Origin of the sequence: Streptomyces sp. NPDC002232, assembly GCF_042890295.1 — a bacterium.
Lineage (GTDB): Bacteria > Actinomycetota > Actinomycetes > Streptomycetales > Streptomycetaceae > Streptomyces.
Map to the genome: position 1 here is coordinate 897480 of NZ_JBIARV010000004.1, position 20727 is coordinate 918206.

The following is a 20727-nucleotide window of genomic DNA, read 5'->3' on the forward strand; positions in this document are numbered from 1 at the left end:
CACCCCGCACGGCGCGACGACCCGCACCTCCTCGCACCCCCCGTCCCTCACCGAGGAGAAACCCATGTCCAAGCTGCTCGTCTCCCTCACCGGCCTCGCCACCGCCGGGGCGCTCGCCCTCGGCGCCGGCGGCACCCAGGCCGCCCCGACCACCGTCCTGCCGGCCGGTCACGCCTTCGCCGCCAAGCTCACCGGCAAGGCCACCTTCGTCGCCGGTTCGACCACGATGACCTGCACCGTCTCCGCCTCCGTACCGACGGGCGGAGCGAACAACGCCGTCCCCGCCGCCCCCGGCAACCACAACGACGCGGGCCCCGTCTCCGTCCCCATCAACCCGCCCGGCTTCAGCGGCTGCACCACCAGCGTCTTCGGCGTGAGCGTCACCATCACCAGCAACGCCACCAACGGCCCCTGGAAGCTCACCCTCCAGAACGGCGCCCCCGCCGCCGGCGGCTTCACCATCCCCAAGGGCGGCGTCGTCCTCAAGACCGGCGGCCTCGCCAGCTGCACCATCACCGCCTCGCCGACCGGACCCACCACCGTCGACGGCGGCTGGACCAACGGAGCCCCCTCGGCGCTGGCGATCGCCAACGCCCCCGTCCCCGCGACCGCCACGGGCGGCTTCCTCTGCCCGACCGGCAACCAGTCCGCGACCTTCAGCGCGACGTACCAGCTCACCGACACCACCGACCCGACCCGGCAGATCACCGTGACCGGCTGACGCAGGCCCGAGCAGCGGCGGGCCGTCGTCGACCGGCCCGCCCGGCCGCCTCGAACCGGCCCGGCCGGACGGCTCACTCGATCGGTCCGCCAGAGGTTCGACGCTCCGGCTGGTCCTGGCGTCCGGCAACCGCGACCCCCGGTGCTTCGAGCACCCGGACCGCTTCGGTGCCCGGACCGCCCGGACATCCAGCACCTCGGGCTCGGCAGCGGCATCCGCAGCTGCTTCGGCGCACCGCCGGCCGGTCTGGAGGCCCAGCCGGCCCTGTCGGAGCCGGCACGGAGGCTGGAGAACCCCCGCCTGCTCGAAGACACGCCCCCGTACCGCCAGAACGCGGTACCGCGCGGGCCGCGGCATCTGCGCATCGCCTGCGACGGGATCCGACCTTAGGGGTGTCTCGTCATCACGCCGGACCGCGCGGGGCACCGTCCGCACGCCGGACCGGGACGGACGCACCGTCCCCGCACTGGACCGCGCGCGAGGCGCCGGCCTCACGCCAGACCGGCGGCGATCGCCCGGCGCACGGCTTCGGCCCGGTCCCGGATGCCGGCCTTGGCGAAGAGGTTGTTGATGTGCGTCTTGACCGTGGCCTCGCTGACGAAGAGCCGCTCGGCGATCGCCCGGTTCGGAAGCCCCTGCCCGATCAGCGCCAGCACCTCGCGCTCCCGGGGAGTCAGGTCCCCCGGCAGGGGTTCGCCCGGGGCGGACCGCTGCGCCCCCGTCACAGCGGCCAGCAACCGGTCGCGCACCTCCTGGTCGAGGACGGACTGGCCCGCCGCGGCGGCGCGGATCGCGCGGGCGATGTCCTCACGGCCCGCGTTCTTCGTCAGGTACCCACGGGCCCCCGCCGCCAGCGCGGCCATGACCGAGTCGTCGTCGGCGAACGTCGTGAGCACCACCACGGCCACGTCCGGGTGGGACTCGTTCAGCCGGCGCGTCGCCTCGGTCCCGTCCATCCCGGGCATCCGCAGGTCCATGAGGACGACGTCGACCGGCGTCTCGGCGACGGCGTCGAGCACCTCGTGGCCGTTGGCGGCGGTCGCGACGACGCTGATGTCCGCGGTGAGCGCGAGGACCATCGCCAGGGGTTCGCGGACGGCGGCCTGGTCGTCGGCGACGACCACGTTGATCAGGGGGGAGCCCGCTGCCGACTCGTTCATACGGGGATCACGACCTCGACCTTCCAGCAGCCCCGCCCGGGGCCGGACGGCACGAGACCCGTCGTCACCGTTCCGTCCATGAGGGCGACGCGCTCGCGGATCCCGATCAGCCCCATCCCGCTCCCCGTACCGGCGGCGGACGCCGGCATCGTCCCCGGCTCGCTGAGGATGCTCAAGGTGGTCGTCCCCTCGTCGTACGCCACCGCCACCCGCACGCTCCCACCGGGAGCGTGACGCGTGGCGTTGGTCAGGGCCTCCTGCGCGATCCGCAGGAGGTCGTGCGTCGTCCGGGTCGGCAGCTCACGCACCGTCCCGGTCACGGTCAGCGCCTCGTGGTGGCCGGACGACTCGAGCAGCGCGGTGAGGCTCTCCAGCAGGGGCAAGGCCTCCTCGCGCAGCGCGCGGACCGTCCACTGCACCTGCTTCAGGCTCTCCCGGACCAGGCTCTGCGCCCGTGCGGTCGCCTCCCGGGCCTTCTCCGTCTCCCCGACCTCGATCAGGGCGTCGGCCAGTTCGAGCTGCATGTTGATGCCGGCCAGGGAGTGCGCGAGGACGTCGTGCACGTCCCGCGCCACCCGGCCCCGTTCGGTCAGCACCAGCGTCCGGGCCTCGGCACGGGCGGCCCGCTCGGCCGACTCGGCGGCCGAGATCGCTGCCTCGACGGCCTGGTTACGGCTCCGCCCCGACATGCCCGCCAGGACCAGCGCCCCGGTGGAGAGCCCGGCCATGAGGAGCAGCCCCTGCTGACCGGGCTCGGCCTGCGCCGCCAGGGCGACGCCGCACAGCAGGCTCAGCGCCACGGCGAGGACCGTGGCCGCTCTGGTGTCCAGCCGGTAGCCGATGAAGGCGGCGAGGAAGAAGGCGAAGAGCGACGCCGTCCCTGTCTCTGCGACCGCCATCAACGCGGCCGCCGCCACGACGCCGACCGCCATCAGGGGCAGGAGGAGCCGTTCGGGGACGAGCCGGGCGGGGACGAGTCGCAGGGCGAAGAAGGCGAAGTTGACCGCGAAGAGCAGTGTCACAGCGAGACCGCGGCCACTGAGGCCCAGGGGCCGGAGGGTGAAGACCTCGACGACGAGGAGGACGGCCGCCCACACCCAGTGTGTGAGCCGGATGCGTTCCGTGGGCCCGGGACGGGTTCCCCCGGCCGGGGCGGTGGTCCCCCGGTTCCTCAGTGGCATGCTGTGACGATACGGCATGATCACCTCACGTGGCCGGTGAGCGGCACGCTCGCGGGCACGGGCCGTGTGGTGCGGGCGACCATCCGGCTGCGGACGAAGATCGTGGCCAGACGGGTGACGACCTCGGCGACCGCCATCAGCAGGAAGGCGGTGACCCAGGCCTGCTGGCTGGTGATGTGGTGCTCGACGCTGAACCTGCCGACGTCGTCGGCGCCACCGTGGTCGACCCACAGCTGGAAGGCCAGCCGGGATCCCATGCCGAGCACCCACAGGACGGCCGAGACCGCCCCGGCCTTGATCAGGAGTGCGCCGTCGACCGAGCGGATCCGGGTGAAGACGCCTCCGGCGATGCCGAGGGCCGTCCCCACTCCCACGGTCGTGCCGATGAGCACGAGGTCGTTGCCGTCCGTGGGCAGACCGTCCAGGTACTGGGAGGCGAAGAACGCCACGATGCCGAGGGGGAGCAGGTAGGAGCGCGGTCCCAGCGGGCCTTCCCGCAGCTGCCGGAAGACGATGAGGATGAGCGCGATGTCGACGAGCCAGTCGGTGAGTGTCATGGCTCAAGCATCGGGAGATTGCCCTCTCCGCACCTGGACCCATGGGTGGAGGTACGGGTGGAGATACCCGCTCCACCCCGTCCACCCCCGGCGGGGCACGGCCACACGCGGATGTCGTCGCGCTCGGGACCGCCGGCACCCGCCCGCGCGAGCCGCCACACCGCGACCTCGTGCTCGCCCTCGTCCGGGAGCACCAGGACGGGGCCGGGCCGAGGCAGCTGCGTCAGATGCGGGAGTTGCGCAGCGACTGCCAGACCGCGCCGGCCAGTGCCCGCGTCGACCTCGGGACCGAGAGGTGCTCGTGCTCGCGGTAGAGGGCCCAGTTGTACTGCACGAGGGACATCTTGTTGGAGGAGAGGGACCCGGCCTGGTGGGCCCGGTACACCGCGAGCGGCTCCGTGAGCCCGCGCGCGTCGGCGCCGTCCCGCATGATCGACAGCCACAGGGCGTAGTCCTGTCGCTTGCGCATCTCCGGCATCAGCCGCGTGCCCAGGACGTTGCGGTCGTACATGGCGGTGAGGGCGCCGATGTGGTCCCGGACCAGCATCGCGCGGTAGTCGACGTGCTCGCGTGCCTGGACCACCCGTCCGTTCGGGACCCAGTCCGTGCTGTCGCCCTCGTGGTCGGCGTCCATCTTGAAGTACGAGGTGAACGTCAGGGGCGCGGTCCCCTCGGCGGCGAAGGCGAGCTGCTTCTCGGTCTTCTCGGGGAGCCACATGTCGTCACTGTCGAGGAACGCGACGTAGTCCCCTCGGGCCCGCTCGATGGCGAGGTTGCGGGCCCGCCCGGCACCGCCCTGCTCGGGCGCCGACGCCACCAGGACGCGCTCGTCGCGCTCGGCGAACTCGTGGAGCAGGTCGAGCGAGGTGTCGGTGGACCGGTCGTCGGTGACGAGCAGCTCCAGGTCGCTGTGGGTCTGTGTGAGAACTGAGCGGACGGCCGCGCCGAGGGTGGCTGCCGAATTGAATACGGGCATCACGACAGACACCAGGGGCACAGCGCATCTCCTTGCAGGACCATGAACGAAGGTCTATTCAAACATCGCGGCAGGGCAGGTGCCGACGCCCCGGTCACGCTCCCGCACCGGACCGCCGCGAGCCCAACCCGGGGCCCCGGGGTCGACACGGTGGGAGACGCCTCGACCGGGCCCGGATGTGTGGGGGTGGGGGAAGCCCGGGTGGCGGGCCTCAGCGGCCGGCGGCCGGGGCGGTCGCCCGCGCCGGGACCTCGGGACGCTTGCCCTCGGAGCCCTGGGAGCCCTCGGAGCCCTCGGAGCCCTCGGAGCCCTCGGAGCCCTCGACGTACTCAGCGGCTGCGCGCAGCGCCGCCTCGACCCGGCGGTTCGTGGTCATGGTCGAGGTGACGGCGGTCATGGCCAGGAGGAGGCCCGCGGCCGTGTAGAGCGGGGTGCGCTCGTCGTACGCGGTGGCCAGCCAGCCGGCGAGGAAGGCGCCGAACGGAGCCGCGCACATGGAGAGCATGCGCGAGGTGGAGGTGACGCGGCCCATCAGGTGGGCGGGGACGATCGACTGCCGGAGGGACGGCGCGAGCACCATCGTGGCGCCCACCCCCGCTCCGCAGACGGCGAGCGCGAGGCCGGCGACGTACGGGTTCGGGGCGGCGGCAAGGCCCAGGACGGCGAGGCCCTCGACCGCGGCCGTGGCGGTCAGCGCGGCGCCGGTGCCGAGCCGCCGGCTCAGGAAGGAGGCGATGCCCGCGCCGAGCAGACCGCCGGCGGCCTCCGCCGTGAGGAGCAGGCCGAAGCCGAGGGCGTCGACGCCGAGCCGGGCGTGCGCGAAGAGGGCCAGAACGGTCTCCACGGCGACGAAGGCGACGTTCCCGACGGCGGGACGCAGGGCCAGCCCGAGCAGCAGCCGATCGCGGAACACGTACGAGGCACCGGCCCGCGCCTGCCGCAGGAGCGACTCACGGGCCCGGGGTACGGGCCGGGGCGCGGCGGGCAGCGACCGGACGAGCAGCGCGGAGACCGCGAACGACACCGCGTCGGCGAGCAGCGGAACCGCCCGTCCGAGCGCGAGCAGGGCGCTGCCCGCGGGCGGGCCGGCGAAGCCGGACGCGGCGGTCTGGGTGCTCCGCAGCCGGGAGTTGGCGCGCTCCAGGAGCGCGGGGGACCGGCCGAGCAGGTCCGGCAGATAGGCCGTGGCCGCCGTGTCGAAGAAGAGCCCGCCGAGGCCCAGGAGGAAGGCGACGACCGCGAGGAGCGGAACGCTCAGGATGTCGAGGGCGGCGGCCGCCGCCGGTATCGCGAGGAGCAGCGCACGGGCCGCGTCCGCGACCCACATCGTGCGGCGGCGGTCCCAGCGGTCCACCAGCGCGCCGCCGAGGATCCCGAAGAGCAGCCACGGCAGCGTACCGGCGGCCGTGACGACGGCGAGGGCCATCGGATCGCGCGTCAAGGTCAGCGCGAGCAGCGGCAGCGCGGCGTGCATCACTCCGTCGCCGAGCGAGGACACGGTCTGTGCGGTCCACAGGCGCCCGAACCCGGCGGGCAACTTCGTCATTTCAGAGCTCACTTGGCATCTCCTCCGGCCTGGCCGCGCGACGAGGGGTGGAACAGTGCGAAGACGAGCGAGGTGTCCGGCAGCGACGGGTCGGACAGCTTCCGGTACTCCTGCGCCAGCGCCGTCAGCCGCGCGCCCAGCTCCGCGAACTGCTCGTCGGTGAGCCGCAGGTGCATCATCCCCACGTGCCGCTCGCCGTCCTTCGGCGCGGCCTCCAGGTCCGCCACGGCGTGCCGCATCAGCACGTCCGGCCCGCCCTCGCCCGGATCCGGCAGCTCGATCGCCCGGGCGGCCATGGCGTAGTACCGCTCGGTGACGCCCCGCACCTTCCGCGTCCGCACGACCTTGACCAGCCCGGCCCGCTCCAGGAGCCGCACGTGGTAGCTGGAGCTCCCCTTCGCGAGACCCACTCGCTCGGCGATCTGCGTGATCGTCGCGGGCTCGAAGCGGAGCACGGCCATGATCCGGTGGCGCGTGAGGTTGGAGACGGCGCGGAGCTGCTCGTCCGTGGTGACGCGGAACGTCTCGGGAAGTTCATCGCTTGTCATGTCCCCAATGGTCAACGTTTCTTGACCATTGCGCAAGGGGTTTGCTCGGGCTTCTTGTCGCGTGCACCTCGCGGGTTCCGCACGCCGCCGCTCCCGCGCTCACTCCGCAGCCACGGACCGCCCTGCGCGGCGCGCGGACAGCCGGTCGTACACCCAGGGCCATCGGGCCACCACCACGAGCGCCCACACCAGCGCCGCCGGAGCCCCGCGGCCCGCGAAGGCGCCCAGCAGGACCGGTGCGACCACCATGGGCGCGCCCGCCCCCAGCGCCCACCGGCGGCCACGTCCGGACGCCACTCCCGCCACCACGCCGACGGCCAGGAACACGGCGACACTGCCGCACATGAGCCAGCGCATCCCCACCGGCAGGTGCCCCCCGACGTGCTCCACCGCCCCGCCGAGGGAGGCGGCGAGGGCGCCCAGCGCCCCCGTCGTCAGGCAGTGGAGCGGCAGCGCGAAACGAGGGGCGAGCACGCCGAAACCGAGCAGCGGCACCCCGCACGTGCGGCGCACCGCGAGCGCCCACAGCGCGAGCAGCAGCACGAAGGGCCCCACCGCCAGAGAACCGAGCCGCGACGTCCAGTCGGCATCCGAGGAGGCCTCCACAGTCAGCGCGACGCTCTCGCCGATCACGATCAGCGTGAAGAGCCCGAGCCGCTCGTCGAGGTGCCGTGCGTCGAAGCGGGCGGCGGCCGGCCGGGGGTGTGCCCGCCCCCGGCCGTCGGCGGCGTGCTTCCGCCACTCCTCCTGGGCCCGGGCCAGGACGCGCGTGCGGGACAGGGCGAAGGTGAACCCCAGGTCGACGGCGAGCCCCGCCGCCCACAGCCAGTAGCGGGTCGGCGCCTCGGCCCACAGTGAGACGATCCAGGGCACGACCCCCACGGACAGCTGCGCGAGCGGCCAGTCCGCGACGACCTCGCCCCGGCTCTGCCAGACCCTCGACGCCAGGACGCGGACGAGCACGTACGCGAGGGCGAAGGCCCGCGCGTGCTCCGTGCGGACGCCCGGCACGGCGGCCGCCATCACGGCGAGCCCGAACATGCCGATCAGGACGGCGCGGGTGTGCACCTTGTCCGCGGCGACGTTTCCGTAGGTCGTGAAGCACATCCACGCCGTCCAGAACGCCAGGTACAGAAGGCAGTAGAGGCCGAGGTCGGCGGCGCCCGGAGTGCCGTGCAGCAGATGGGCCAGCTGGGCGACGCCCGCGACGGCGATCAGGTCGAAGAACAGCTCCAGCCAGGAGGCGTGCCGCTCGGACTCGGCGGGGAGGGGGTGGGCCGGCGGGGTGCCGGGGGAGGCGTTCTCGGAAGTCATATCTGACTGATCGGCCGGACCGCCGCCGCACTTCAGCCCGCAGGACGCGGACGGTGGTCCCGCCCGATACCAGCAGGTCGGAGGCGCCGCCCACCCCCCCCCGGCGGGCGGCCCCCTAGGATGACGACCGCTGCGCACAGGCAGCTGTACCACGGGGGGAATCTGCGGTGTTCGGAATCATCAGACCGTGCCGTCACCGGCTGGGCGAGGGCTTGCGCACCGAGTGGATGGCGCATCTGTGCGGGCTGTGCCTGGCGTTGCGCGGGGAGTACGGGCAGTTCGCCAGGACCGCCACCAACTACGACGGCCTCATCGTCTCCGTACTGACCGAGGCGCAGTCGGAGCGGAGCGGCGACTGGCGGCGGGGGGCCGGTCCGTGCCCCCTGCGCGGGATGCGGTCGGCGGACGTGGCGCAGGGCGAGGGCGCCCGCCTGGCGGCGACGGTGTCACTGGTGCTCGCCGCCGCGAAGATACGGGACCATGTGGCCGACGGCGACGGCCTGTTGGCGCGCCGCCCGGTGGCGTCGGCGGCCCGGCGGATCGCCCGTGGCTGGGACCGTGCCGGTGCCGAGGGCGGCGAACGGCTCGGCTTCGACACGGCGGTGCTCATCGAGGCGGTCGAGCGCCAGCCGCGGATCGAGCGGTCGACGGGCCGCGGCGACTCCCTGCTGACGGTCACGGAGCCCACGGAGACGGCCACGGCCGCCGCCTTCTCCTACACCGCCGTCCTCACGGACCGCCCGGAGAACGCGGAGCCGCTCGCGGAGGCCGGCCGTCTCTTCGGCCGGCTGGCGCATCTGCTGGACGCGGTGGAGGACCTGGACGCGGACGCGGAGTCGGGTGCGTGGAACCCGATCGCGGTGACCGGAGCGGACCGCGCCGAGGTGCGCAGGCTCTGCGACGATGCCGTCCACGGCATCCGGTTGTCCCTGTCCGACGCCGTGTTCGTCGACGACCGGCTGGTCCGGGCGCTCCTCGGCGGCGAGCTGGAGCGTGCCGTGGACCGGGCCTTCGGCCCCCGGCACCGCCACCATCGGCACGGCCGCCCGGCGCGTGGCCCGCGCATCGTGCCGTGGCTGGGCCGCCGCACGGCCGCGCGGGAGCCCGCGGAGCCCGGCGCGGGCGCGTCGTGCGGAGTCGGCGCGCTCACGTCCGCGGCACCTGCCGGTGCGCCGACGGCGTCGGGCCGGCCGCCGGAGGGGGAGTGCCGCCGGTGCCGCGCGCAGCGACGGCTGTGCCCCGACTGCGGGCTCTGCTACGACTGCTGCCGCTGCGACGACGACACGGACTCCGGGGACGGCGACTGGCCGTTCGGCGACGGCGGCGGCAGCGGCGGCAGCGGCGGCGGTGGCTCGAACCGCGACTCCTCCGGCCGGGACGGTTCCGGGGGCGAGGGCTGGTTCGGCGGCCACGGCGGCGGCAACTCGGGCGGCTTCTCCGGAGGTTCGGGTGGCTCCGGCGGCTCGGGTGGCTCCGGTGGCGGCAACTGGCCCAGCGGCTCCGGTGGTTCCGGGGGCGGCTCGGGTGACGGCTGCGGCGGGGGTTGCTGCAACCCCTGCAAGTGCTGCTGCGACTGCTGCGACTGAGCGAGAAGAAGACCGGAGCGGCCCACCAGGATTCCTGGTGGGCCGCCGCCGTTCCCGGGGTGCCGAGGCGCGGCCGCGGACCTGACGGATTACGGGCCGCACGCCCCTGTCCATGCCGCCGTTCGCGTCAACATCAGGCCGATTCCATTCGAAAACCTTCGTACAGCAAGGACTTTGAGGGACGGCGTTCACCTGGGTGCCTTACTCTTCCTTGACCCGATCTTGGGCTTGCTTTGGCGAAGCTTGGATGACGGTTCAACCAGAGGAAGGAACACCGCATGACGTCCTTCCACGCGTCCTCGGCCCCGCGCGCGTCCACGCTGCTGCGCGCCTCTCTCCTCCTCGTCCTCGCGCTCCTCTGCGCCGACCTCCCCCTCACCTCCGAGAGCTCCCCGGCACTCCCGCAGCGGCCCTGTGCCCAGCACAGCGCGTCGACCGCGGCGCTCGACTCCCCGCGCGCGGCCGACGACGGCGCCGACACCGCCGGAGGCTCGGTCCTCCATCGGGACCGGCGGCGCCCCGTCACCACGACCGTCGCCCTCGCGGGCCCACCCCCGGTCACGCGCACGGCCGCGCTCGCGGATCCGCCGTCCGGCCGCCCCGGTGTCGCCGACGCCCGGCCGAGACCGCAGGCCCTCCACGACGCGTCCGCCCTTCAGGTGTTCCGCTGCTGACAGGCCGTGCCCACCTGCGCCGACCTGTCAGCCCGACGCGCCCCCACGGCGCGCCAGGAGGAAACATTCATGCAGCCGCTCATCGACCACGCCCGCCGCTTCGGACGGCACCCGGAGGAGTTCGCCGCGCATGCCGCAGGCCAGTCCCCGGCCGTCCTCTTCGTCACCTGCTCCGACTCCCGGGTCGTGCCCGCCCTGATCACCGGTGCCCGGCCCGGCCAGCTCTTCGAACTGCGCACGGCGGGCAACATCGTCCCCCCGTACGGCACGGGCACCCCCACCGGGGAGGCCGCCACCATCGAGTACGCCGTCGAGGTCCTCGGCGTCGAGGACGTCGTCGTCTGCGGCCACTCCCACTGCGGGGCGGTGGGCTCCCTCGTCCGAGGCGACGACCTGAGCACGGTCCCCGCCGTACGGGACTGGCTCGCCCACGCCGCCCCGGACGGAGCCCCCGGGCGCGCCGACGACCCGGCCGTCACCGACGCCGTCCACGGCCACGTCCTGGCCCAACTGCTCCGCCTGCGCTCCTACCCGTGCGTGGAACGGCGACTGGCCGACGGCCGGCTCCGTCTCCGCGGCTGGTACTACGAGGTGCACACCGGTGCCGTCCTGGAGTACCGCTCCGGGACCGACTCCTTCGAGGCGCTGTGAGGAAGGACCTCCGGATGATCCGCTCCCTCCCCTTCCCGCGGCAGGACTTCGCCGCCTCGCTCGTCGTCTTCCTCGTCGCCCTCCCGCTCTGCATCGGCGTCGCCGTCGCGTCGGGCGTCCCCGCCGAACTGGGCCTCATCACCGGCATCGTCGGCGGCATCGTCACCGGACTCATGCGGGGCAGCAGCCTCCAGGTCTCCGGCCCGGCCGCCGGCCTCACCGTCCTCGTCCTCGAAGCGGTGCGCGCCTTCGGCCTCGCCACGCTCGGAGTCATCGTCCTGGCGGCCGGTCTGCTGCAGATCGCCATGGGCCTGCTCCGCTGGGGCCGCTGGTTCCGCGCGATCTCCCTCTCCGTCGTCGAGGGCATGCTCGCGGGCATCGGCCTGGTGATCATCGCCGGGCAGCTGTACGCGGCGGCGGGCGTCACCGCCCCGGACTCCGGACTCGGCAAGCTCGCCGGACTCCCGGGCGCCCTGGTCGAGGCCCTCGGCAACCGTACGGCCCTGGTGTCGCTCGCCGTCGGCGCCGGCACGGTCCTCGTCATCGTCGGCTGGCGCCGGGCACCGCGCCGGGCCCGGGCGGTCCCCGGCGCCCTGGTGGCGGTGCTCCTCGCGGCCCTCGCGACCGCCGTGTTCGGCCTCCCGGTGCCGACCGTGCGGGTCGGCGGCGTACTGGAGGCCGTACACCTGCCGGGCACGGAGGCCCTCTCCTCGCTCGCCGAGCCGGCGGTCCTCGGCACGGTCCTCGCCTTCGCCCTGATCGCCTCCGCCGAATCGCTGTTCAGCGCGGCGGCGGTCGACCGGCTCCACGCGGGACCGCGCACGCACTACGACAAGGAGCTCGTCGCCCAGGGCGCGGGCAACACGTTGTGCGGCCTGCTCGGCGCGCTGCCGCTCACCGCGGTGATCGTGCGCAGCTCGGCCAACGTGGAGGCCGGTGCGCGGACGAAGGCGTCCCGCGTCCTGCACGGCTTCTGGCTGCTGCTCTTCGTCGCCCTGCTGCCCGCCGTCCTCGCGTACATCCCGCTGGCCGCGCTGGCCGGGATCCTCGTGCACGCCGGGTGGAAGCTCATTCCCTTCAAGGGCGTCCTGACCCTGTGGCAGCGCCACCGGGGCGAGGCCGTCGTCCTGGTGGCGACGGCGGGGGCGATCGTCGCGGTCGGCATGTTCGAGGGCGTCCTGATCGGCCTCGCCCTGTCGATCGGGAAGGCCGCGTGGGAGGCGTCGCACCTGCGGATCGAACGGTCCGAGGACGAGAACGACGCGATCCGCGTACGGATCCAGGGCACCGTCACCTTCCTGCGGCTGCCTCAGATACTGGACAGCCTGGAGGCCCTGCCCGGCGACCGGCGGGTGGTCCTCGACCTCTCGGGCGTCCACCACATCGACCACGCCTGCCGGGCCGCCCTGGAGACCTGGGCGGAACGCCACGGCGGCGCCGACCCGGAGGCCGTCCGCGCGGCCACGCCCCCGACCCGACGGGAGGAGCGGACCACGGCCGCGACGAACGCCCCGAACTGACACCGGGACCCCGGAGGGGGCGGCGCACCCCGCGTCGCCCCCTCCGCTCGCGGCGTCTCCGGCGGCGCCGGGGGAGCATGGCCGGTTTGAGCCGGGGACGGCCGGTAACACGGAAGGGTGCCATGGCGCCGGACCGTCCCCACGGCTTCACCCGGTCCGGTGCCCGCTCCCCGTCCCGAGGCGCCCGAGCGGGTCCCCGGTGCACCCCGAGTCCTTCCGCGAGGTCCCGTGGCGAGGGAGCGGACGAGTCGCGCACCGCACGGGAGGACCAGCGATGACCACGTACGTCTACGGCATAGCCCCCGCCGACCAGAGGATCCCCGACGGCATCGAGGGCGTGGGCGACCCGCCCCGGCCCGTGCGCGCCGTGCGCAGCGGTGACCTGGTGGCGCTGTGCAGCGACGCCCCCACCGAACTGGTCCCGAAGCACAGCGACTTGCTGGCGCATCAGCACGTCGTGATCGAGGCGGGCCGGGACGGCACGGTCCTCCCGCTGCGGTTCGGGGAGGTCTCGCCCGACGACGAGAACGTCGCCGCCATCCTGGACGAGCGCCACGACCACTACCTGCACAGGATGGAGGAGGTCGCCGGCAAGGACGAGTTCAACGTCAAGGTGCACCACGACGGGGACGCCGTCCGGCAGGTGGTGCTCGCCGACGAACCCCAGTTGATGAGCCGGCACGCGGGTGGTGAGGACAACACCCCCTTCGGTGAACTCGTCGCCCGCGCCGTCGCCGTGCGGGGGAGGTCCGACGCGGCACTCGTCGAGCGCGTGCTCGGGGCCCATGCCGCCGCGGTGGCCCGGGGACCGCAGGCCGCCGACCTCCTGGCCGACCTGTGGTTCCTCGTGGAGCGCGAGCGGCGCCGGGAGTTCGAGGAGTCCCTCCGCGGACTGCTCCAGGAGCACGCGCACCTGCGGACCCAGGCGACGGGGCCGCTGCCGCCGTACAGTTTCGCCGACACGGACTGACCGAACCCTTCGCATTCGTCGAACAGGTTTGCTCGGACCGAACGCGGCCATACGGCGTGCATGAGCGCATCGGAAAAGAACGACGAGAAGGCGTCGGGCCCCGGCCATTCGATGGCGGCCCCTAGGGGCGGTATCGGCGCGGTGGGTCCCCACCTGCCCCGGCCGGAGGAATTCGGAGACGCGGTCGACGAGTGGCTTCCGACCGAGGAGCCGTCCGAGGGCCGGGGGATCCGTGACCACAAGGTGCTGGTCAGCGCCGGTGCGGTCCTCGCCGCGGCTGCTCTCGGAGGCGCGTACGTCCAGTGGCGTCGGAGCGGACAGCGTTCCCGCGGTCCCCTCTCCCGCCTCACCGCCGGCCGCTTCTGAGCGGCGCCGGAAAGGCTTACGAGTTCCCGGCGTGCTCTCGCCGTTCTTTTCAGAGACGTAGCCAAGTCTTTTCAAAGACATAGACAAGAATTCCCTGTCCCTTCCTTCGCGCATTCGGTATCACACGCGATCCGATCCATGCGTGTAGGGGAGTGGGCACGGGCTCATCGAAGACTCCGGAGGTATCTGGAAATGGTTCCCCTTCTGCTCGTTCTGCTGCTCGTCCTGGTTCTCTTCGGCGCCGGATTCGCGCTGAACGCCCTCTGGTGGATCGCCGTGATCCTGCTCGTGGTGTGGCTGCTGGGCTTCGTCGCCCGCCCGAAGAGCGGCTCGGGCCGCTGGTACCGCTGGTAGAGGCCGCCTCGGCGGCACACCACCCACCACGGACGGAATCGGGGACGGCGGCACGGCCGTCCCCGCGCACAGAGGGAGTTGGGCTTTCATGACCGAGCACGCGTGGGGTTACAAGTCGACCTCGGGCCATCTCGCCGGCACCGACCTCAAGGGCTACAAGGTCGAGGCGACCGACGGCGGCATCGGGAAGGTGGACAAGCACTCCGACGAGGTGGACGACGCCTACCTGGTCGTGGACACCGGAGTCTGGATCTTCGGCAAGGAGGTCCTCCTCCCGGCGAGCACCGTGGTGCGGATCGACCTGGACGAACGGAAGATCTTCGTGGACCGGACCAAGGAGCAGATCAAGGACGCTCCCGAGTTCCACCGCGAGACGCACCTCGGCGAGCGGGCCTACCGCGACGAACTGGTCAGGTACTACGGCCTGGGCGGGCCGTTCGGCGGTCCGCCGTTCTGAGACAGCCCGTGCAGGAGGCCCCGGACAGGACGAGTCCGGGGCCTCCTCCGTGTGCCGGGGACCGGTCCGCACCGCGCTTCCCCGGCACGTTTCGTACCGGACTTCGCGGCCAGACGGTGGACAGGAGTCGGTCGGCGACCGGAGCGAAGGAGAGGGTCGGCATGGCGAAGGTGTCGCATCTGCCCGGACGGGCGGAGCACCAGTGGGCCTGGCAGAGTGCGGCGGCCTGCCGCGGCCTCGGTACCGACGTGTTCTTCCACCCCGAGGGCGAGCGCGGCGAGAGCAGGGCGAAGAGGGAGCGGGCCGCCAAAGCGGTGTGCGACGGGTGCCCCGTACGGGCCCAGTGTCTCCAGCACGCCGTCAGCGTGGCCGAGCCGTACGGCGTCTGGGGCGGTCGCACGGAGAGCGAGCGCCAGCCGCGCGGCGGAACGGACGCCGCCGCGGCGTAGCCGGACGGGCGCGCGTGCCCGATCGTGCCGCACGGAGTGCGGGTGCCCGTCGAGGGGCATAGTAGGGGCGTGATCACCAAAAGTGACGAGGGTGGCGACAGGGGCGGATCCGGCGGCGCCGGTGACGAGGAGGCCCAGGTCATCGTGGTCGGGGCGGGGCCGGCGGGCTCCGCCGCCGCGACGCACCTGGCCCGGGCCGGTGTCGACGTCCTCCTCCTGGAGAAGAGCGGCTTCCCCCGGGAGAAGGTCTGCGGCGACGGGCTGACCCCGCGCGCCGTGCACCAACTGGTGCGGCTGGGCATCGACATCGACGCGCCGGGCTGGATGCGGAACAAGGGCATGCGCTGGGTCTGCGGAGGACACCAGGCGGAGCTGGACTGGCCGCGACTGGGCGCGTTCCCCGACTTCGGACTCACCCGCAGCCGCCACGACTTCGACGACCTGCTCGCCACGCACGCGAGCGCGACCGGGGCCCGCCTGCGCACCCACGTCAAGGTGACGGGCCCGCTGACCGACGGGTCGGGGCGGGTCGTCGGCGTGACCGCCTCCCACGGGCCCGGGGTGGAACCGGTGCGCTACCGGGCCCCCTTGGTGGTCGCGGCCGACGGCGCCTCGGCGCGCACGGCACTCGGCGTCGGACTCGAACGCGACGCGAAGCGCCCCGTCGCGGCGGCCGCCCGCCGTTACTACCGCAGCGCCGCCCGCACCAGCGACCCCTACCTGGAGCTCTGGGCCGACCTGCGCTGCCCCCGCACGGGACTCGACCTGCCCGGGTACGGGTGGGTGTTCCCCCTCGGGGACGGCCGCGTCAACGTGGGCCTCGGCGCCCTGCCGCAGCAGCGCCGCCGCCGCCCCGTCGACCTGCGCGCGGCGCTGGAGCACTGGATTCCCCGCCTCCCCGAGGAGTGGGACGTGCACGAGGGGACCGCCGACTCCCCGCTGCGCAGCGCGCCGCTGCCGATGGGACTGAACCGGCATCCGCAGTACCGCCGAGGCCTGCTCCTCGTGGGCGACAGCGCCGGCATGGTCAGCCCGTGGAGCGGCGAGGGCATCGCCCAGTCGATGGAGGCCGCCGAAGTGGCGGCGGAGATCATCGCCCTGGCCCTCGCCCGACCGGCCGGGCCGCGCCGGGAGCAGGCGCTGCACCACTATCCGGCCGAGATCCGCCGCCGGTGGGCGCGCTACTACCGGCTGGGCAACGTCGCCGGAGACCTGCTCTTCTCCCGCTTCGGCTACCGGCCCCTGCTGCACCCCAAGGTGATGGCCTCGCCCCACCTGCTGAGGGTGCTGGCCCGTCTGCTGACCCATGTGAGCGACGAGCCCGCGCAGGACACCATCGATGCCGTCCTCCACACCGTCCTGCGCCTGGTCCCGGCCCCGCGCCGGTGACCCGGCCGATCCACGACGGGTATGAAGGTCACGCCCCCGCGACCAGCATCGTGCCCATCGCCAGCATGGTCACCGCGACCAGGCCGTCCAGCACGCGCCACGCCTTGGGACGGGAGAGCACCCCCGAGAGCAGCCGGGCTCCGAAGCCGAGGGCGAAGAACCAGCCCAGGCTGGCCAGGGCCGCGCCGACGCCGAAGGCCCACCGCAGGTCGCCCCGGTCGGAGGCGAGCGAGCCCACCAGGAGCACGGTGTCCAGGTAGACATGAGGATTCAGCCACGTCATGGCCAGGCAGGTCAGGACCGCCCGCCGGGCGGAGCCCGCACCGGGGCCGCCCGCCGAGAGCGCGGCCTCCGGATCCGGGCGCAGCACCCTCCGCGCCGCCAGGAACCCGTAGCAGATCAGGAACGCCCCACCCGCCAGGCCGACCGCCGTGAGCAGCGCCGGCCAGGCGGTGACCACGGCGCCCACCCCGGCGACTCCGAGGGTGATGAGCGCCGCGTCGGAGACGGCGCAGATGGCCACGACCGCGAGGACGGCGTGCCGGCGGACGCCCTGGCGCAGGACGAAGGCGTTCTGGGCCCCGATGGCCACGATGAGGGAGAGGCCCGTACCGAATCCGGCGAGTACGGCAGTCATGGTGCTGGTCATGACGTCGACCGTACGAACCGAGTATGGATGAGTACAGCTAAGGATTCTTCAGTACCCTTAGCCGCACTTATGGACGAGCTCCCCCTGGACCAGGTCAGAACCCTGCTGGCCGTGGTCGACGAAGGCACCTTCGACGCCGCGGCCGCCGCCCTGCACGTGACCCCCTCCGCCGTCAGCCAGCGCGTCAAGGCCCTGGAGCAGCGCACCGGACGGGTCCTGCTGCTGCGCACCAAACCGGTCCGGGCCACCGAGTCCGGCGAGGTCGTGGTCAGGTTCGCGCGACAGCTGGCCCGGCTGGAGCGGGACGCCCGCGCCGAGCTGGGGCTGGCGGCCGACCACGGACCGGCACGGATTCCGGTGGCGGTGAACGCGGACTCCCTCGCCACCTGGTTCCTGCCCGCGCTCAGCCGTGTGCCCCGGGACCCTCCCGTCTGCTTCGAGCTCTACCGCGAGGACGAGGCCCACACCACCGCCCTGCTGCGGGAGGGACAGGTGATGGCGGCGGTCACCTCCTCGCCCGACCCGGTGGCCGGATGCACCGTACGGCTGCTCGGACTGGCCCGCTATCTGGCCGTGGCCACACCGGAGTTCGCCGCCCGGCACCTGACGGGATCCCTGGCCCAGGACCTGTGCGAGGCCCCGACCGTGGTCTTCGACCGGCGGGACGACCTCCAGGACGCCTTCGTCCGGGCCCTGACCCGGGGCCGGTCCGGGGCGGGGGCGGTCCGGCACATGGTGCCGGCCTCGGACGGGTTCCGGGACGCCGTGGCGGCCGGCCTCGGGTGGGGCCTGGTGCCCGAACCCCAGGCCGTTCCGCTGCTGCGGTCCGGCCGACTGGTGGAGCTCGCCAAAGGGCGGCCCATGGACGTCCCGCTGTACTGGCAGCAGTGGAAGCTGGACTCGCCCGCCCTGTCCTCGGTCGCCGAGGCGGTCGCGGAGGTCGCCGCCGAGGCGCTGCTGCCCGGTCGCACGCCCGGAGGGCCCTGAGGCCGCGCAGGGCGCGGAGGGTGCGGGGAGGCGGGCGGCCCGCGCGGGCGTCACGACGCCGTTCCCGCCCGGGCCGCGTGACGCGGCCCGCCCCGCGGGTCAGGGCGCGGTCGCCGGGAACACCACCCGCACCGTCAGCCCGCCGCCCTCCTGATTGGCCGAGGCCGTCGCCTCGGCCCCGTGCGCCCGGGCCACGGCGTCGACGATCGACAGACCGAGGCCCGCGCCCTCCCCGGGCGCGTGGGTGCGTTCGTTGAGCCGGCGGAACGGCTCGAAGAGCAGGGGGACCGTGGCGGCCGGCACGACCGGCCCGGTGTTGGCCACCTCGATGCCGACGTCCTGGCCGGTCCGCACGTCGACCCGTCCGCCGGGGACGTTGTGCCGGACCGCGTTCGCCACCAGATTGTGCAGGAGCCGCTCCAGGAGCACCGGATCCCCGTCGACGGACAGCGGCCCCGTCCGGACGTCCACGCGCACGTCCCGCTCCACGGCCTCGTCGTCGAGCGCCGCCACCACCTCACGGGCGAGCTCCTCGACGGCGACCCGGCGGCGCTCCCGCAGCCCCTGCTCGGAGGCCGCGAGGAGCAGGAGCCCCTCGATGATCCCCTCGCTGGTGTCCGCGACCTCGATCAGCTTCGCCCGCATGCGCGCCACCCGCTCCGGCGAGGGGTCTCCGCCGAGCCCGATCTCGGCCGCCGCCCGCTGCACGGCCAGCGGCGTGCGCAGCTCGTGCGCCGCGTTCGCGGCGAAACGCTGCTGGGCGGAGACCAGCCGTTCCATGCGGCCGAGCATCCCGTCGAAGGTGTCGGCGAGCCCCTTGAGCTCCCCGGGCGGCGCGTCGAGCGCGATCCTCTCGTGGAGGTTCTCACCGGAGAGACGGCGGGCGGTCTCGGTGATGACGGCGATCGGCCGCAGCACCCGGCCCGCCGTCCACCACGCGAGCGCCAGCGACAGGACCGCGTAACAGACGAAGACGATCACCGAGACCGTGAGGAGCCGGTCGAGCGCCGCGGACCCGGCCGCGTCGCTCACCGTCCGGGTGATCGCCAGAGCCTCCCCGGGGACGATCGTGCCCGTGTACGGGGCGGGGCTGGCGGGCGCGGCGCTCGGCACCCCGTTGGGGAAGGCGGTCTGCCAGGACGACGGCAGCCGCTCCAGCCTTTGTGCCGGCACGGCCGTGGTGACGGCCATGCTGATCGAGGAGTACAGGCCCTCCTCCACGAGCACGTACACGACCCCGGTGAGCAGGGCCCCGGCGAGCACGAGCAGACCCGTGTAGAGGGCCGTCAGGCGAGCCCGTTCGCTGCGGAACGGCAGAAAGCGGAACCGCGCCGCACGACCGGACCCGGGGTGACGATCCGGCGTCCGCGCCCCCCGACGGTCCGGGCGCTGCGCCGCACGCGGCCTTCCCGCGCGCGTCACGACGCGATCCGGTAGCCCGCGCCCGGCACCGTCTCCACCACCGGCGGCTCGCCCAGCTTCGCCCGCAGCTTGCTGAGCGTCACCCGGACCGCGTTCGTGCGGTAGCTCGTGTGCTCCTCCCAGACCTGCTCGATCAGGTCCTCGCCGCTCACCACGGCTCCCTCGGCGCGCAGCAGCGCCTCCAGCACGCCGAACTCCTTCGGCGACAGGTGCAGGTGCCGCCCGTCCCGGCTGGCCTGGCGGCGCGCCGTGTCCAGGACGATGCCGCGCTGCCGGAGGACGGGCGGCAGCGCGGGCCTGGCGCGTCGGCCGAGCGCCAGCACCCGGGCGAGCAGTTCGTCGTACGCGAAGGGCTTGGTCAGGTAGTCGTCGGCGCCCAGACCGAGACCCGCCACCCGGTCCCGTACGGTGCCGGCCGCCGTGAGCATGAGGACCCGGGTCATGAGCCGCTGCTCGACCACGCGGCGGCAGACGTCGTCGCCGTGCATGCCCGGCAGGTCACGGTCCAGCACGAGCACGTCGTACTCCCCGAGCCGCAGCTTCCGCAGCGCCTCCAGGCCGTCGGCCGCGAGGTCCACGGCGAGCGCCGCCCGGCGCAGCCCCTCGGCGATCATCTCCGCGAGGAACGCCTCGTCCTCCACCACCAGTACGCGCATGGCCCCTGTCTATCCGAAAGGGACCTTTCGCCGATGTAAACGGAACCGTTGAGAGAAGCGAAACCTCCTCGGCGGGCACGCTCGGCGGCATGACGATTCGACGGATCATCCGGACGGCCGCCGCTCCCTCTCTGGCCGCCGCCCTCGCCCTGTTCGCCACCGCCTGCTCGGGGACCGCCCCCGGCGGAACGGGCGACGGGAGCGCGAACGAGGAGGGCAAGAAGGCCGACCAGGCCTTCGAACACCGCAAGTGCCTGCGCGAGCAGGGCCTCGACGTGCCGGAGCCCAAGCCGGGCGAGAGCGGCGTCGGCCTCACCATCGGTGGCGACGGCATGTCGAAGGAGAAGATGGAGAAGGCCTTCAAGGCCTGCGCGAGCAAGGCCGGCGGCGCGGGCTTCGGCAAGGAGCCCACGCAGGCGGACAAGGACAAGGCCCTCGCCTACGCCCGGTGCATGCGCGAGAACGGCTTCAACATGCCCGACCCGAAGTTCGACGGCGGAGCACAGCAGGCCATGCCGATACCGCAGGGGGCGCAGAAGGAGAAGTTCGACAAGGCCGCGAAGGCGTGCGAAGGCGCGGCCCGATGAGCGGCGG

23 protein-coding genes and 1 pseudogene are annotated in these 20727 nt (G+C 73.6%); 14 read left to right on the top strand and 10 right to left on the bottom strand.

What is annotated here, in order from left to right; all coding sequences use genetic code 11:
- The first annotated feature begins 64 nt into the window (after positions 1-64).
- Together ACFYXU_RS21945 and ACFYXU_RS21950 are read left to right on the top strand one after the other, a co-directional pair.
- Positions 65-721, top strand: a complete 657-nt coding sequence (locus ACFYXU_RS21945) for a hypothetical protein (protein ID WP_389459317.1) — start codon at positions 65-67, stop codon at positions 719-721.
- 91 nt (positions 722-812) lie between these two features.
- A pseudogene (locus ACFYXU_RS21950) lies at positions 813-1111 on the top strand (cytochrome P450); the annotation flags it as partial.
- Positions 1112-1212: 101 nt separating this feature from the next.
- Here the strand turns inward: ACFYXU_RS21950 and ACFYXU_RS21955 are convergent.
- The 7 genes from ACFYXU_RS21955 to ACFYXU_RS21985 all read right to left on the bottom strand — a co-directional run bounded on the left by ACFYXU_RS21955 (position 1213) and on the right by ACFYXU_RS21985 (position 8003).
- A complete protein-coding gene (locus ACFYXU_RS21955) occupies positions 1213-1881 on the bottom strand; it encodes a DNA-binding response regulator (RefSeq protein ID WP_389406873.1) in 669 nt (222 codons plus the stop codon).
- Positions 1878-3062: a sensor histidine kinase gene (locus ACFYXU_RS21960; protein WP_389459319.1), complete on the bottom strand. Its 1185-nt coding sequence runs from the start codon at positions 3060-3062 to the stop codon at positions 1878-1880. Before ACFYXU_RS21960 ends, ACFYXU_RS21955 begins: the two co-directional genes overlap by 4 nt.
- Before the next feature lie 20 nt (positions 3063-3082).
- Entirely contained in the window at positions 3083-3619 is a 537-nt protein-coding gene (locus ACFYXU_RS21965; protein ID WP_376513978.1) for a hypothetical protein, read from the bottom strand.
- Positions 3620-3842: 223 nt separating this feature from the next.
- The gene (locus tag ACFYXU_RS21970; protein ID WP_376513976.1) at positions 3843-4616 is read right to left on the bottom strand and encodes a glycosyltransferase family 2 protein; all 774 of its coding nucleotides are present in this window, start codon (positions 4614-4616) and stop codon (positions 3843-3845) included.
- A gap of 190 nt (positions 4617-4806) precedes the next feature.
- Complete coding sequence (locus ACFYXU_RS21975) at positions 4807-6141, bottom strand: MFS transporter (protein ID WP_389459322.1); 1335 nt, start codon at positions 6139-6141, stop codon at positions 4807-4809.
- 8 nt (positions 6142-6149) lie between these two features.
- Positions 6150-6689 carry an ArsR/SmtB family transcription factor gene (locus ACFYXU_RS21980; protein ID WP_376513972.1) on the bottom strand — a complete coding sequence of 180 codons (540 nt, stop codon included), beginning with the start codon at positions 6687-6689 and terminating at the stop codon, positions 6150-6152.
- A 99-nt stretch (positions 6690-6788) separates the two neighbouring features.
- Positions 6789-8003, bottom strand: coding sequence for a low temperature requirement protein A (locus ACFYXU_RS21985; protein WP_389459324.1), 1215 nt, complete (start codon positions 8001-8003; stop codon positions 6789-6791).
- Between the two features lie 167 nt (positions 8004-8170).
- Between ACFYXU_RS21985 and ACFYXU_RS21990 the strand changes: the two genes are divergently transcribed.
- The 10 genes from ACFYXU_RS21990 to ACFYXU_RS22035 all read left to right on the top strand — a co-directional run bounded on the left by ACFYXU_RS21990 (position 8171) and on the right by ACFYXU_RS22035 (position 16419).
- Positions 8171-9589: a DUF5685 family protein gene (locus ACFYXU_RS21990; protein WP_389459326.1), complete on the top strand. Its 1419-nt coding sequence runs from the start codon at positions 8171-8173 to the stop codon at positions 9587-9589.
- 278 nt (positions 9590-9867) lie between these two features.
- The gene (locus ACFYXU_RS21995) at positions 9868-10263 is read left to right on the top strand and encodes a hypothetical protein (RefSeq protein ID WP_389459328.1); all 396 of its coding nucleotides are present in this window, start codon (positions 9868-9870) and stop codon (positions 10261-10263) included.
- Positions 10264-10332: 69 nt separating this feature from the next.
- Positions 10333-10914 carry a carbonic anhydrase gene (locus ACFYXU_RS22000; protein WP_329858175.1) on the top strand — a complete coding sequence of 194 codons (582 nt, stop codon included), beginning with the start codon at positions 10333-10335 and terminating at the stop codon, positions 10912-10914.
- A gap of 14 nt (positions 10915-10928) precedes the next feature.
- Positions 10929-12434 (top strand): SulP family inorganic anion transporter, encoded by a 1506-nt coding sequence (locus ACFYXU_RS22005; protein WP_376513965.1) that lies wholly within the window; start codon positions 10929-10931, stop codon positions 12432-12434.
- 274 nt (positions 12435-12708) lie between these two features.
- Positions 12709-13404: a GvpL/GvpF family gas vesicle protein gene (locus tag ACFYXU_RS22010; protein ID WP_376513963.1), complete on the top strand. Its 696-nt coding sequence runs from the start codon at positions 12709-12711 to the stop codon at positions 13402-13404.
- A 60-nt stretch (positions 13405-13464) separates the two neighbouring features.
- Positions 13465-13770: a hypothetical protein gene (locus tag ACFYXU_RS22015; RefSeq protein ID WP_389459331.1), complete on the top strand. Its 306-nt coding sequence runs from the start codon at positions 13465-13467 to the stop codon at positions 13768-13770.
- Positions 13771-13962: 192 nt separating this feature from the next.
- On the top strand, positions 13963-14124 hold the full coding sequence (locus tag ACFYXU_RS22020) for a DUF5670 family protein (RefSeq protein ID WP_376513959.1): 162 nt from the start codon (positions 13963-13965) through the stop codon (positions 14122-14124).
- A gap of 88 nt (positions 14125-14212) precedes the next feature.
- Complete coding sequence (locus ACFYXU_RS22025) at positions 14213-14581, top strand: PRC-barrel domain-containing protein (RefSeq protein ID WP_329858167.1); 369 nt, start codon at positions 14213-14215, stop codon at positions 14579-14581.
- A 161-nt stretch (positions 14582-14742) separates the two neighbouring features.
- On the top strand, positions 14743-15030 hold the full coding sequence (locus ACFYXU_RS22030) for a WhiB family transcriptional regulator (RefSeq protein ID WP_376513955.1): 288 nt from the start codon (positions 14743-14745) through the stop codon (positions 15028-15030).
- Positions 15031-15099: 69 nt separating this feature from the next.
- A complete protein-coding gene (locus tag ACFYXU_RS22035; protein ID WP_389459333.1) occupies positions 15100-16419 on the top strand; it encodes a geranylgeranyl reductase family protein in 1320 nt (439 codons plus the stop codon).
- A gap of 28 nt (positions 16420-16447) precedes the next feature.
- Here the strand turns inward: ACFYXU_RS22035 and ACFYXU_RS22040 are convergent, their stop codons facing one another.
- Positions 16448-17068 (bottom strand): LysE/ArgO family amino acid transporter, encoded by a 621-nt coding sequence (locus tag ACFYXU_RS22040; RefSeq protein WP_389459335.1) that lies wholly within the window; start codon positions 17066-17068, stop codon positions 16448-16450.
- 69 nt (positions 17069-17137) lie between these two features.
- On the opposite strand from ACFYXU_RS22040, the gene ACFYXU_RS22045 reads away from it, so the two are divergent.
- Positions 17138-18055 (top strand): LysR family transcriptional regulator ArgP, encoded by a 918-nt coding sequence (locus tag ACFYXU_RS22045; RefSeq protein ID WP_389459337.1) that lies wholly within the window; start codon positions 17138-17140, stop codon positions 18053-18055.
- Between the two features lie 99 nt (positions 18056-18154).
- Here ACFYXU_RS22045 and ACFYXU_RS22050 read toward each other — a convergent pair whose 3' ends face one another.
- On the bottom strand, positions 18155-19318 hold the full coding sequence (locus ACFYXU_RS22050) for an ATP-binding protein (RefSeq protein ID WP_376513949.1): 1164 nt from the start codon (positions 19316-19318) through the stop codon (positions 18155-18157).
- Positions 19319-19473: 155 nt separating this feature from the next.
- Positions 19474-20133, bottom strand: coding sequence for a response regulator transcription factor (locus ACFYXU_RS22055; RefSeq protein ID WP_361403978.1), 660 nt, complete (start codon positions 20131-20133; stop codon positions 19474-19476).
- 89 nt (positions 20134-20222) lie between these two features.
- Between ACFYXU_RS22055 and ACFYXU_RS22060 the strand changes: the two genes are divergently transcribed.
- Entirely contained in the window at positions 20223-20720 is a 498-nt protein-coding gene (locus ACFYXU_RS22060; protein WP_389459340.1) for a hypothetical protein, read from the top strand.
- The last annotated feature ends 7 nt before the right edge of the window (positions 20721-20727 follow it).

Excerpts from the sequence above, each read along its gene's own strand:
- ACFYXU_RS21945 (WP_389459317.1), top strand. The coding sequence starts at position 65 with ATGTCCAAGCTGCTCGTCTCCCTCACCGGCCTCGCCACCGCCGGGGCG.
- ACFYXU_RS21955 (WP_389406873.1), bottom strand. The coding sequence starts at position 1,881 with ATGAACGAGTCGGCAGCGGGCTCCCCCCTGATCAACGTGGTCGTCGCC.
- ACFYXU_RS21960 (WP_389459319.1), bottom strand. The coding sequence starts at position 3,062 with ATGCCACTGAGGAACCGGGGGACCACCGCCCCGGCCGGGGGAACCCGT.
- ACFYXU_RS21965 (WP_376513978.1), bottom strand. The coding sequence starts at position 3,619 with ATGACACTCACCGACTGGCTCGTCGACATCGCGCTCATCCTCATCGTC.
- ACFYXU_RS21975 (WP_389459322.1), bottom strand. The coding sequence starts at position 6,141 with ATGACGAAGTTGCCCGCCGGGTTCGGGCGCCTGTGGACCGCACAGACC.
- ACFYXU_RS21980 (WP_376513972.1), bottom strand. The coding sequence starts at position 6,689 with ATGACAAGCGATGAACTTCCCGAGACGTTCCGCGTCACCACGGACGAG.
- ACFYXU_RS21985 (WP_389459324.1), bottom strand. The coding sequence starts at position 8,003 with ATGACTTCCGAGAACGCCTCCCCCGGCACCCCGCCGGCCCACCCCCTC.
- ACFYXU_RS21995 (WP_389459328.1), top strand. The coding sequence starts at position 9,868 with ATGACGTCCTTCCACGCGTCCTCGGCCCCGCGCGCGTCCACGCTGCTG.
- ACFYXU_RS22000 (WP_329858175.1), top strand. The coding sequence starts at position 10,333 with ATGCAGCCGCTCATCGACCACGCCCGCCGCTTCGGACGGCACCCGGAG.
- ACFYXU_RS22005 (WP_376513965.1), top strand. The coding sequence starts at position 10,929 with ATGATCCGCTCCCTCCCCTTCCCGCGGCAGGACTTCGCCGCCTCGCTC.
- ACFYXU_RS22010 (WP_376513963.1), top strand. The coding sequence starts at position 12,709 with ATGACCACGTACGTCTACGGCATAGCCCCCGCCGACCAGAGGATCCCC.
- ACFYXU_RS22015 (WP_389459331.1), top strand. The coding sequence starts at position 13,465 with ATGAGCGCATCGGAAAAGAACGACGAGAAGGCGTCGGGCCCCGGCCAT.
- ACFYXU_RS22020 (WP_376513959.1), top strand. The coding sequence starts at position 13,963 with ATGGTTCCCCTTCTGCTCGTTCTGCTGCTCGTCCTGGTTCTCTTCGGC.
- ACFYXU_RS22025 (WP_329858167.1), top strand. The coding sequence starts at position 14,213 with ATGACCGAGCACGCGTGGGGTTACAAGTCGACCTCGGGCCATCTCGCC.
- ACFYXU_RS22030 (WP_376513955.1), top strand. The coding sequence starts at position 14,743 with ATGGCGAAGGTGTCGCATCTGCCCGGACGGGCGGAGCACCAGTGGGCC.
- ACFYXU_RS22040 (WP_389459335.1), bottom strand. The coding sequence starts at position 17,068 with ATGACCAGCACCATGACTGCCGTACTCGCCGGATTCGGTACGGGCCTC.
- ACFYXU_RS22045 (WP_389459337.1), top strand. The coding sequence starts at position 17,138 with ATGGACGAGCTCCCCCTGGACCAGGTCAGAACCCTGCTGGCCGTGGTC.
- ACFYXU_RS22055 (WP_361403978.1), bottom strand. The coding sequence starts at position 20,133 with ATGCGCGTACTGGTGGTGGAGGACGAGGCGTTCCTCGCGGAGATGATC.
- ACFYXU_RS22060 (WP_389459340.1), top strand. The coding sequence starts at position 20,223 with ATGACGATTCGACGGATCATCCGGACGGCCGCCGCTCCCTCTCTGGCC.